Genomic DNA, 11046 nt, shown 5'->3' on the forward strand with positions numbered 1-11046 from the left:
CGCCGCCCCGCGCGGACGAGGAGAGCCATGCCCGACACACTGGACCGCACCGCCATCGAGAACTTCGTCGTCGACGCCCTCGTCGACCTCGGCGTCGAACGCGAGGGCATCGTCGACGACGCCGCCCTGGACGAGCTGGAGATCGACTCGCTCGACATGGTCGAGCTCAGCCAGTCCATCCGCAAGCAGCTGGGCATCCCGGTGAAGCCCAAGGACTTCGACCAGCTGTACACCGTCGGCGAGGTGCTCGACCTGTGCCGCCGGAAGGCCGGGCTGGAGTGAGGCCCCGGGCCGTCGTCACGGGCCTGGGCGCGGTGACCCCGCTGGGCGTGGGCGCCGACGAGCTGCACCGGCGGGCGGTGGCCGGCGAGAGCGGGCTCGCCGACGGGCTCGGGCTGTGCCGGGACTTCCGGCCCGCCGACCACCTGTCGCGCCAGCAGATCCGCCGCACCGACCGCTTCACCCAGCTCGCGCTCGTGGCCGCCGCCGAGGCCCTGGCCCAGGCGGGATGGACGGACGGCCCGCCGCCCTACCCCGCCGAGCGGGTCGCCTGCGTGGTGGGCTGCGCGCTCGGCGGGACGGCGAGCTTCGAGACCCAGGCCGAGGTGCTCCGGCAGCAGGGCGGGGAGTTCGTCTCCCCGCTCATGGTGCCCGCCATGATGGCCAACGCCGCGGCCTCGCAGATCGCCCAGCGCCACGGCCTGCGGGGCGAGGCGCTCTGCCTGGCCTCGGCGTGCAGCAGCGCCACCCAGGCGATCGGCACCGCCCTGCTGCTGCTCGCCGCCGGAGCCGCCGACGCCGTGGTGGTCGGCGGCGCCGAGGCCTCCACCTCCGAGCTGGTGCGGGCCGCCTTCCGCACCGCCGGGGCGCTCTCCGAGAGCGGCCGCTCGGTGCCCTTCGACCGCGACCGGGACGGCCTGCTGATCGGGGAGGGCGCCGGAATCCTGGTCCTGGAGACCGAGGCCGGGGCCGCCGCCCGCGGCGCCGCCGTGCTCGGCGAGGTGCTCGGGTACGGCTCCACCTGCGACGCCCACCACCTGACCGCCCCGGACCCGACCGGCGGGCCCGCGGCCCGCGCCGTCACCCTGGCGCTCGACGCGGCCGGCGTCGCCCCCGGGCAGCTCGGCTACCTCAACGCCCACGGCACCGGGACCGTCCTCAACGACAGCTCCGAGTGCGAGGCGCTGCGCCTGGCGCTCGGACCGGCCCTCGAAGCCGTCCCGCTCTCCTCCACCAAGTCCTGCACCGGCCACCTCTTCGGCGCGGCCGGCGCCGTGGAGGCCATCGCCACCCTGCAGGCGCTGCGCCACGCCACCGCCCCGCCCACCGTCGGGCTGCGCGAGCCCGACGAGAAGCTCGGCCCGCTGAACCTGATCCGCCACGCCACCCCGCTCGCCGCCCCCGCCCTGCCCGGCGGCCGGCGGGCCGGGCTCTCCACCTCCTTCGGGTTCGGCGGACACAACGCGGCCCTGGTGCTGGCGGCGGCCGACGCACCCGGTACGACCGGTACGACGAAAGGCCAGGAGTGATGCTCGGCTTCCACGGACGCCGCTATCTGATCACCGGGGTGCTCAACGAGGACTCCATCGCCTGGCACACCGCCAGGGCGCTCCAGGAAGCGGGCGCCGAGGTCCTGCTCACCGGCTTCGGCCGGGCCCGGCGGATCACCGAACTGGCCGCGGACGTCCTGCCCCGCCCCGTCGAGGTGCTGGAGCTGGACGTCACCCGGCCCGAGGACTTCGCCCGGCTGGCCAAGGAGCTGGAGCAGCGCTGGGGCGGGGTCGACGGCGTGCTGCACGCCGTCGCCGCCGCCCAGCAGACGGCGCTGAGCGGCAACTTCCTCACCACCCCGCCGGAGGCCGCCGGCCTCGCGCTGCGCACCGCCGCCGTCTCCCTGCACTCGCTGGCCACCGCGCTCGCCCCGCTGCTCAGCGCGGACGGGCGGCGCGGCAGCGTCGTCGGACTGGACTTCGACGCCAGCGGCGCCTGGGCCGGCTACGACTGGATGGGCGTCAGCAAGGCGGCGCTCGGCGCGGTCTGCCGGTACCTGGCGATGTACCTCGGCCCGTCCGGCATCCGGGTCAACCTGGTGGCGGCCGGCCCGGTGGAAACCGTCGCCGGGCAGGCGATCAGCACCTTCGACCGGATCGCCGACCGCTGGCAGGCCGAGGCCCCGCTCGGCTGGGACCGCACCGACCCCGCCGTGGTGGTCGGACCGGTGCTGTTCCTGCTCTCCGACCTCGCCGCCACCGTCAGCGGGGAGATCCTGCACGCCGACGGCGGGATGCACGCCGTCCGGATGGGCACCGGACCGGCCTTCGCGGAAGGAGGCGCGGCATGACACCCGCCATCGTCGGGGTGGGCGCCGCCCTGCCCGAACGCGTCGTCCCCAACGCCTACTTCGAGCGGATCGGCGCCTCCCCGGAGTGGATCGTCAAACGGACCGGCATCGAGGAGCGCCGCTTCCTCCCGCCGGACGGCCGGCTCGCCGACCTCGTGGTGGCCGCCGCCGAGCAGGCGCTGCGCAGCTCCGGGCGCACCGCGGCGAGCATCCGGCACGTCGTGGTCGCCACCATCACCCCCGACCGGGTCACCCCCGGGGTGTCGGTGGAGGTCGCCGCCCGGCTCGGCATGCCGCAGGCCACCGCCTTCGACCTGCACGCGGCCTGCGCCGGGTTCGTCTACGGCCTGGACCACGCCGCCGCGCTGATCGAGACCGGCCGGGCCGGGGCGGTGCTGGTCTGCGGTGCCGACGCGCTGACCCGGATCACCGACCACGAGGACCGCGGCACCGCGGTGCTGCTCGCCGACGGCGCCGGCGCCGCGGTGGTCGCCGACGTGCCCGGCGCGCCCGACCCGTGCTTCTCGCTCGGCAGCGACGGCGAGCAGATCCCGCTGCTCTACGCCGACCGGGACGACCGCAAGCTGCGGATGGACGGCCGGGAGGTGTTCGACCACGCGGTCGAGAAGATGTCGGAGGCCACCCGGGAGGTGCTCACCCGGCGCGGCCTGACCTGCGAGGACCTCGACCTGTTCGTCGCCCACCAGGCCAACGCCCGGATCGTGCGCGCGGTCGGCAAGGAGGTCGGGCTGCCCCCGGAGCGGCTCTACCTGAACGTCCACCGGGTCGCCAACACCTCGGCGGCCTCGATCCCGCTGGGCCTGACCCACGCCCGCGAGGAGGGCCTGCTGGACGGCCCGAAGCTGCTCGGCCTGGCCGCGTTCGGCGCGGGCATCACCTGGGGCGCCGGGGTGATCGGCTGGCGGCCCGGCGCCGGCGGGGAGGCGGCGGCGTGAAGACCCCCCGGTTCCCCGTGATCGCCGAGATCGCCGCGCCGGACGGGGCCCGGATCACCGTCCGGGCGCTGGCCCGGCCGGAGCCGGCCGCCCCGGTGGTGGTCGTCCTGCCGGCGATGGGGACGGCCGCCCGGCACTACACCCCGCTGGTCCGCGCCCTGCACGCGGCCGGCCTCAGCGTGGCCACCTGCGACCTGCGCGGCCACGGGGAGAGCCGGCCGGTGCCCCGGCACGGGGTCGCCTTCGGCTTCCGCGAGCTGGTGGAACAGGACTTCGGGGCGGTGCTCGACGCGGTGGCCGGGGCCTTCCCGGGCGCGCCGCGCCTGCTGCTCGGGCACAGCCTGGGCGGGCAGCTGGGCCTGGTGCACTGCGGGGTGTTCCGGCCCCGGCTGGCCGGCGCGGTGCTGGTGGCCAGTGGATCGGCCTGGTACCGGACCTTCGGCCTGCGGGCGGGCCTGCGGCGGCTGGCGCTGAGCCAGTTCTCGATCGTCGCCTCGGCCGTGGTCGGCCACTGGCCGGGCGAGCGCTTCGGCTTCGGCGGCCGGGAGTCGCCCCGGCTGATGCGGGACTGGGCGCGGCAGATGCGCACCGGCCGCTACCGGGTGCGCGGCGCGGTCACCGACTACGAACGGGCGCTGGCCCGGGTCGACCTGCCGGTGCTGGCGGTGGACGTGCAGGGCGACGAGCTCGCCCCGCCGCGGGCCGTCGACCACCTGTGCGCCAAGCTGCCCTCGGCCCGGGTGGAGCGCTGGAGCTACACCGCCGAGCAGGCGGACGGCCGGGCGCTGGACCACTTCCGCTGGATCCGGCACAACCGCGGCCTGGTGGAGCGGATCGCCCCGTGGATGCTCGCCGCCGCCGAGGCCGCGGGCGGTGCCGCGCCCGCCGAAGCCGGGGCGGACACGGCTCCGCACGGCGGCGTCCGCCCGACCGTATAGGGACCAGACCGAGGAGTGCCCGCATGTCCGTCGTCCCCGCCCCGTCCGACCGCAGCGCCGACCTGCCGCCCGGCGCCCCCGGCCTTCCGCACGGCATCCCCGACCTGCTCACCGCGACCGCCGCGCGCTGCCCGGCCCACCCCGTCCTGCGGCTCGACGAGGAGGTGCTGAGCTTCGCCGACCTGGAGGCGCGCAGCGCCCGGGCCGGGCACTGGCTGGCCGCGCTCGGCGTCGCGCCCGGCGACCGGGTGGCCGTCCTGCTGCCCAACGTGCCGGAGTTCGCGGTGCTGTACTACGGCATCCTGCGCGCCGGGGCGGTGGTCGTCCCGATGAACCCGCTGCTGAAGGCCCGGGAGATCGAGCACTGCCTCGGCGACGCCCGGCCCGCCGTGCTGCTCGCCTGGCATACGGGCGACGAGGAGGCGGCCGAGGGCGCGCGGCGCACCGGCACCCGGCTGGTCGCCGTCGAGCCGGCCGCCCTCGCGGCGGCGCTCGCGGAGCAGCCGGCCCACCCGCCGACCGCCGCCGGGGGCCGCGGGGGAGAGGACACCGCGGTCATCCTCTACACCTCCGGCACCACCGGGGCGCCCAAGGGCGCCGAGCTGACCCACCGCAACATCGTGTGCAACGTGCGGGCCGGGGTCCAGGTGCTGGGCCTGGTCGAGCGGGACGTGATCTTCGGCGGGCTGCCGCTGTTCCACTCCTTCGGCCAGGTGATCGGCCTCAACTGCGCGGTGGCCGTCGGGGCCTGCCTGACCCTGGTGCGGCGCTTCGACCCGCTGGCCGCCCTCGCGGTGATCCAGCGCGACCGGGTGAGCGTCTTCCTCGGCGTGCCGACCATGTACACCCTGATGCTGACCCACCCGCGACGCGCCGGGCACGACGTCTCCTCGCTGCGGGTGTGCCTGGGCGGCGGCGCGCCGATGCCGCCGGAGGTGCTGCGCGGCTTCGAGACCGACTTCGACTGCGTGGTGCTGGAGGGCTACGGGCTGTCCGAGTCCTCGCCGCTGGCCTGCGCCAACCGCGGCGACCGGGAGCGGACCGCGGGCACCATCGGCATCCCCGTCGAGGGGGTGTGGATGCGGATCGTCGACGAGTCCGGCCGGGAGGTGCCGGACGGCACGGTCGGCGAGGTGGTGATCCGGGGCCACAACGTGATGAAGGGCTACTGGGGCCGCCCGGACACCACCGCGCGGACCGTCCGGGACGGCTGGCTGCACACCGGGGACCTCGGCACCCGCGACGAGCGGGGCGACTTCCGGATCGTCGACCGCCGCAAGGACGTCATCATCCGCGGCGGCTTCAACGTCTACCCGAGGGAGGTGGAGGACGTGCTGTACGAGCACCCGGCGGTGGCCGAGGCCACGGTGATCGGCGTCCCCCACCCCACCCACGGCCAGGAGGTGGCCGCCGCCGTGGTGCTGCGCGAGGGCGCCGCGGCGACCCCGGAGGAGATCCGCGGCTTCGTCCGGGAGCGGGTGGCCCCGTACAAGTACCCGCGGCTGGTGTGGACGGTCGACGCGCTGCCCAAGGGGCCGACCGGGAAGATCCTCAAGCGCGAGGTCGTGGTGCCCGCCGCCGAGCCGGGCCGGCCCGGGAGCTGAGCGGGCCCGGCTCGGCTGACCGGTCCTGCCTTGGCTGGTCGGTCCCGCCGGACCGAGCGGCCCCGGCGGGGTGGGCGGCCCGGTCGGGGCCGCCCACCGGGAGGTCAGACCACCCGGCGCATCCAGCCGTGGACGTCCTCGGCGCGCCCGTACTGGATGTCCAGCATGTGCTCGCGGATCGCGAGGGTCTGCTTGCCGGGCGTGCCGGTGCCGATGGTGAACGCGTAGCCCTCGCCCTTGGACTCGCCCTTGAAGCCGACGATCGGGGTGACCACCGCGGCCGTCCCGGCGGCGAACACCTCGGTGACCGTGCCGTCGGCGGCACCGGAGCGCAGCTCGGAGAGGGTGATCGGGCGCTCCACCGGCGTCAGCCCGAACTCGCCCGCCAGGGACAGGATCGAGTCCCTGGTCACCCCGTCGAGGATGTTGCCGAGGGCGGGGGTGACCAGCTCGCCGGCCGAGGTGACCAGGCACAGGTTCATCGTGCCGGACTCCTCCAGGTCCCCCTCGCCGCCGGTGTCGTCCAGGAACAGCACCTGGTCGCAGCCGTTCTTCCGGGACTCGATCTGCGCCGCCAGGCTGGAGGCGTAGTTGCCGCCGCACTTGGCGGCGCCGGTGCCGCCCCGCCCGGCGCGGGTGTAGTTGCTGCTCACCCAGAGCGTGATGCCGGTGACCCCGCCCGCGAAGTACGGGCCGGCCGGGCTGGCGATGACCGAGTAGGCGATCTGCTCGGCGGGCCGGACCCCGAGGAAGGCCTCCGAGGCGAACATGAACGGCCGCAGGTAGAGGCTCTTCTCGTCCGGGGAGCTCGGCACCCACGCCTCGTCGGCGCGGACCAGCTCCTCGACGCTGGTGAGGAAGTCCTCCTCCGGCAGCACCGGCAGGGCGAGCCGCTCGGCGGAGCGGGCGAAGCGGCGGGCGTTGAACTCCGGGCGGAACAGCCAGACGCTGCCGTCGGCGTGCCGGTAGGCCTTCAGCCCCTCGAAGATCTCCTGGGCGTAGTGCAGCACGGCGGCGCTCGGGTGCAGCGAGTACGGCGCCAGCGCGGTGACCTTGTGGTCGTGCCAGCCCTCGGCGGGCGTCCAGGTGGCCGAGGCCATGTGGTCGGTGAAGAACTTGCCGAAGCCCGGCGCGGCGAGGATTGTGCGTCGCTCCTCCTCGGAAACGGGACCGGTCGTCCGGGACAGAGGGAAAGCGCGACTCATCGTCAACTCCTCAACACCGCTGTGGATTCTGTGCGAACCGACGCCAACGACCGGCGTCATACCCGTCATGCTAACGGTCGTCAGCCGGACGTGATACGGCGCGGTCCGGTCGGGTCCGGAACCGTCGCCCTCTCCGGAGCCCGCGGCTCCGGAATTCCCGTCCTACCGGTGGCCGCCGTGGAGGTCGCCGACCAGGCCGTCCAGGGTGCCGCGCAGGGCCCCGGAGTTCGCCTGGTCGAACCAGGTGGTGCGCACCCGCTCGTTGCTCCCGCCCGGGGTCTCGTGCTCGGCCGCGAGCCGCTCCAGCGACCGCGTCCCGTCGGCCAGGGAGCGGCCGACGTCCTGGTAGAGGCCGCGGACGAAGCGGTCGGCGTCCGCCGCGGGGATGCCCTGGTCGGTGGCCCAGGAGACGAGCGTGGCGAGGAACGCGTAGTGGGTGGTCTGGGTCGAGGTGACCGCGGACAGGACGTTGAGGGCCGCCTCGTCCGCGACCGGCAGCGCCCCGCCCAACAGCTCGAACAGGGCGTCCGCGTCCGGGTGGGAGGGCTGGACGACGGTGAGGCAGCGGCGCTCCCGGACGGTGGGCAGCGGGATCGCGTGGGTCAGCGCGGCGTCGGTGGCCAGCACCCGGCGCAACTCCTCGGAGGCGACGCCCGGGATCACGTTGACCACGACCCGGTCGTCGGGGACGACCAGCCCGGCCAGGGCCGCCCGCCAGTCCTGGCGGCGCAGGGCGACGATCACCAGGTCGGAGCCGTCCACCACCTCCTGGTTGTCGGCGCACACCCGCACGCCGTCGTAGCGCTCCGCCAGCTCGGCGGCGGTGCGGGCGCCCCGCGGCGAGATCAGGACCTCCGGCCCGGGCTCCTCCTCGTGGCGCAGGCCCATCACGATGGCCCGGCCGATCTCGCCCACTCCGATGATGCCGATGCGCTGCACGGTGACTGCCTCCGTCGTCCGGTACGGATCTTCTCCGCAGCAGTGTGGCCGCTGTGGCACCCGGTGGCCAGGGGCCCTCCGGGGCCAGGGGGAAAGGCCTCGACACCAGAATCGAACAGGTGGTCAAATATCGGCGGCCCACGCACCTAACCGTCACGTGGCCACCACAACGATCCGATTCGCGGCCCGGCGCCGCGCCCACCGAAGAGGTACAGACCCTTGCGCCTTCGTCCCGCCGTCGCGGCGACCGCGGCGGCCCTCGCGGCCGTTCTCGGCATGCCCCCGCCCGCGGCCCTCGCCGCCGAGCCCGTCGCCGAGCTGTACGTGGCGAAGTCCGCGTCCTGCTCCGACACCGGCCCGGGCAGCCGCGCCGTGCCGTACTGCACCATCGGTGCCGCCGCCGGGGTCGTCCAGCCCGGGCAGACGGTGCGGATCGCGCCGGGCGAGTACGCCGAGCAGGTCGACGTCCGCCGTTCCGGGACGCCGGGCCACCCGATCAGGTTCGTGGGTTCGTGGGCCACCGGCTGGCCGAGCACCGCCCCGCTGGTCTCGGTGATGGCGCCGCAGGAGAAGCAGGGCGTCCACGCCTTCACCCTGGCCGGGGTCCACGACGTGGAGGTGCGCGAGCTGTTCGCGTTCTCGCAGGACGACGCCGTCACGGTCACCGACTCCTCGGCCGTCACCCTCGACCGGCTCTACGTCCAGGGGTCGTACTCGACCTGGACCGGCGGCCTCTCCGTGTCCGGGGCGAGCAGCGACGTCACCGTCAGCCGTAGCCAGTTCAACATCGGCCACGGCATCGCCGTCGGCGCCGGGGTCCGGCGGGCGGTTGTGACCACCAATGACATCGGGGGCTCCTCGACCGGTATCACCGTGACCGACGCCCCGGGTTCGGTGGTCACCGGGAACACGGTCAGCTTCAACAGGGACTCGGGGATCGTCCTGGCCGGGGCCTCCGCCGGAGCCGTGGTGGAGAACAACGTGCTGGTGCGCAACGCGACCGAGAAGCGCCCCGGCGCCGCCCAACTCGACGTCGGGCCTGGCTCGGTGGCGGGCACCAAGGTCGACTACAACCTGGTCACCGACGAGGACGACGGAGGCTACCGGTGGGCCGGAACGGCCTACCGGCTGCCCGCACTGCAGGCGGCCACCGGCCAGGCCGCCCACGACCTCGCCGCAACCGGGAACACCGTCACCGGGGGAGTGCCGAGCATCCCGTACGAGTGGTCCGCGCTGATCGACTCCGGTGACCCGTCGGCGCCCGGGCTGCCCGACACCGACTTGGTCGGCCGGGCGGTCATCGACGACCCGAAGGTGCCGAACGCCGCCGGTGGAACCTACCGGGACCGAGGGGCGTACGAGAACTACGGGCTGATCGACGTGTCCGTCGCGACGGACCTGGACCGCGGCGCCTACCCGCTGACGGTCAAGGCCACGGCCTCCGCGCACAACGAGTGGACCTCCTTCCAGACGTACACCTTCGACTTCGGCGACGGCAGCGCCCCCGTGACCAGCACGGAGAAGACCGTCCCGCACACCTACACCACCAGGGGCGACTACCAGATCACCACCACCGTCACCGACGGGTTCGGCCAGCGGCTCACCAGTCTCGGAGACGAGTACGGGGCCTACGGGGCCAAGGTGAGGGTGCGCGACCCCGGCCCGGCGAAGGCCGTGCTGGACGTCACGAACCCGTCCGGGGGCTTCGGGTTCTCCTTCAACGCCTCCAGGAGCACCAGCCCCTGGCCGATCCGCTCCTACGTGTACGACTTCGGCGACGGCACGCCGGCCGACACCTCGGGCGCCGACTACGCGGGCCACATGTACGCGGCGCCCGGGACCTACACCGTCTCGGTCACCGTGACCGACACCGCCGGGCAGACCGACCGGGCCACGACCACGGTCAGCCCGGGCTTCGCCCCGGCGGGCTTCGTCCCGGTGGCCCCGAAGCGGATCTACGACACCCGGGATCCCGCGAACGACCCCGGGCCGGTCCACCGCGGAGGGTTCGAGCCGGGCGAGAGCCGGCTGATCGCGGCCGGCCTCCCGCAGGGCGCCACCGCGGCGGTCGTGAACATCACCGCCACCGGGGCCACCGCGGCCACCCACCTGGACACCTCCACCATCGGCGGCTCCCCGAACGGGACCTCCAGCCTGAACGTGGCCCCGGGCGAGACCGTCGCCAACCTGGTCACCATCCCGGTCACCTCGACGGGCGGCCACAACTTCGGCCTCACCAACCACGCCGGCACCGTCGACGTGGTGGTCGACCTCATGGGCTACTACCTGCCGCAGGCCCAGGACGGCTACGCCCCGCTGCCGCCCACCCGGCTCGCCGACACCCGGCAGTCCGGCACCAAGCCGGGGCCCGGTACCACGCTGCCGCTGAAGGTCGCCGGTACCGCGGGCGTCCCGTCCGGGGCCACGGCCGTCGCCCTCAACCTGACCGCCACCGAGCCCACCGCGGACGGCTACCTGGCGGCCCGGCCCGGCGGCCAGAGCGGCCGCCCGTCCACGTCCAGCCTGAACTTCCGGCCCGGGCAGACGGTGGCGAACCAGGTGATCGTGCCGCTCGGCGCGGACGGCACGGTGGACGTCTACAACAACGACGGCTCCACCCACGTGATCGCCGATGTCGTCGGCTACTACGGCGGCGGTGCCACGGGCCGGTACAGCCCCGTCATCCCGGTCCGGCTCCAGGACACCCGGACCGCACCGCTGACGGCCCTCGGCCCCGGCGGCGAGACCGCCGTCCGGATCGGCGGGAACGGCCCGGTGCCGGCGAAGGCCGTGGCCGCGGTGGTCAACCTGACCGTGACCGGGACGCTCTCCGACGGGCACGTCATCGCCTACCCGGACCTCACCCCGGCGCCCGGCACCAGCAACCTCAACTTCCGCGCCGGACAGACCGTGGCCAACCACGCCCAGGTCCCGCTCGGCACGAACGGCGGGATCCGGCTGCGGAACAACTCGGCCGGCGCCGACCTGGTGACCGACCTCTACGGCTACTTCACCACCGGCTGACCCCGGACGACCCCACCGCGGGCCGGCGCACCCGACGAC

At 74.8% G+C, this 11046-nt stretch carries 9 protein-coding genes; 7 read left to right on the top strand and 2 right to left on the bottom strand.

All coding sequences use genetic code 11. The features are described from left to right. Window positions 1–27: 27 nt before the first annotated feature. Genes ACFCY1_RS38885 through ACFCY1_RS38910 form a run of 6 tightly spaced genes read left to right on the top strand, consistent with a single transcriptional unit; the run spans window position 28 to window position 5839 of the window. A complete protein-coding gene (locus tag ACFCY1_RS38885) occupies window positions 28–282 on the top strand; it encodes an acyl carrier protein (RefSeq protein WP_049652425.1) in 255 nt (84 codons plus the stop codon). After that, the gene (locus ACFCY1_RS38890) at window positions 279–1529 is read left to right on the top strand and encodes a beta-ketoacyl-[acyl-carrier-protein] synthase family protein (protein WP_375877585.1); all 1251 of its coding nucleotides are present in this window, start codon (window positions 279–281) and stop codon (window positions 1527–1529) included. The genes ACFCY1_RS38885 and ACFCY1_RS38890 overlap by 4 nt, the downstream gene beginning before the upstream one ends. Then, a complete protein-coding gene (fabI, locus tag ACFCY1_RS38895; RefSeq protein WP_198959380.1) occupies window positions 1529–2341 on the top strand; it encodes an enoyl-ACP reductase FabI in 813 nt (270 codons plus the stop codon). Before ACFCY1_RS38890 ends, fabI begins: the two co-directional genes overlap by 1 nt. Continuing rightward, window positions 2338–3297 (top strand): 3-oxoacyl-ACP synthase III family protein, encoded by a 960-nt coding sequence (locus ACFCY1_RS38900; RefSeq protein ID WP_049652421.1) that lies wholly within the window; start codon window positions 2338–2340, stop codon window positions 3295–3297. The genes fabI and ACFCY1_RS38900 overlap by 4 nt, the downstream gene beginning before the upstream one ends. Beyond that, a complete protein-coding gene (locus ACFCY1_RS38905; protein WP_375877586.1) occupies window positions 3294–4235 on the top strand; it encodes an alpha/beta fold hydrolase in 942 nt (313 codons plus the stop codon). Before ACFCY1_RS38900 ends, ACFCY1_RS38905 begins: the two co-directional genes overlap by 4 nt. 23 nt (window positions 4236–4258) lie before the next feature. Continuing rightward, window positions 4259–5839 carry a long-chain fatty acid--CoA ligase gene (locus ACFCY1_RS38910; protein ID WP_375877587.1) on the top strand — a complete coding sequence of 527 codons (1581 nt, stop codon included), beginning with the start codon at window positions 4259–4261 and terminating at the stop codon, window positions 5837–5839. Between the two features lie 104 nt (window positions 5840–5943). On the opposite strand, the gene ACFCY1_RS38915 is transcribed toward ACFCY1_RS38910, so the two are convergent. After that, the gene (locus tag ACFCY1_RS38915; RefSeq protein WP_049652417.1) at window positions 5944–7044 is read right to left on the bottom strand and encodes a branched-chain amino acid aminotransferase; all 1101 of its coding nucleotides are present in this window, start codon (window positions 7042–7044) and stop codon (window positions 5944–5946) included. Window positions 7045–7206: 162 nt separating this feature from the next. Beyond that, on the bottom strand, window positions 7207–7983 hold the full coding sequence (locus ACFCY1_RS38920) for an NAD(P)-binding domain-containing protein (protein ID WP_375877588.1): 777 nt from the start codon (window positions 7981–7983) through the stop codon (window positions 7207–7209). 219 nt (window positions 7984–8202) lie between these two features. Between ACFCY1_RS38920 and ACFCY1_RS38925 the strand changes: the two genes are divergently transcribed. After that, window positions 8203–11007 (top strand): PKD domain-containing protein, encoded by a 2805-nt coding sequence (locus tag ACFCY1_RS38925; RefSeq protein ID WP_375877589.1) that lies wholly within the window; start codon window positions 8203–8205, stop codon window positions 11005–11007. The last annotated feature ends 39 nt before the right edge of the window (window positions 11008–11046 follow it).

This window comes from Kitasatospora sp. NPDC056273, assembly GCF_042268845.1.
In the GTDB taxonomy this organism is placed as follows: Bacteria; Actinomycetota; Actinomycetes; order Streptomycetales; family Streptomycetaceae; genus Kitasatospora.

Coding starts and splice junctions, on each gene's coding strand:
- ACFCY1_RS38900 (WP_049652421.1), top strand. CDS start 2,338: ATGACACCCGCCATCGTCGGGGTGGGCGCCGCCCTGCCCGAACGCGTC.
- ACFCY1_RS38915 (WP_049652417.1), bottom strand. CDS start 7,044: ATGAGTCGCGCTTTCCCTCTGTCCCGGACGACCGGTCCCGTTTCCGAG.
- ACFCY1_RS38885 (WP_049652425.1), top strand. CDS start 28: ATGCCCGACACACTGGACCGCACCGCCATCGAGAACTTCGTCGTCGAC.
- ACFCY1_RS38910 (WP_375877587.1), top strand. CDS start 4,259: ATGTCCGTCGTCCCCGCCCCGTCCGACCGCAGCGCCGACCTGCCGCCC.
- fabI (WP_198959380.1), top strand. CDS start 1,529: ATGCTCGGCTTCCACGGACGCCGCTATCTGATCACCGGGGTGCTCAAC.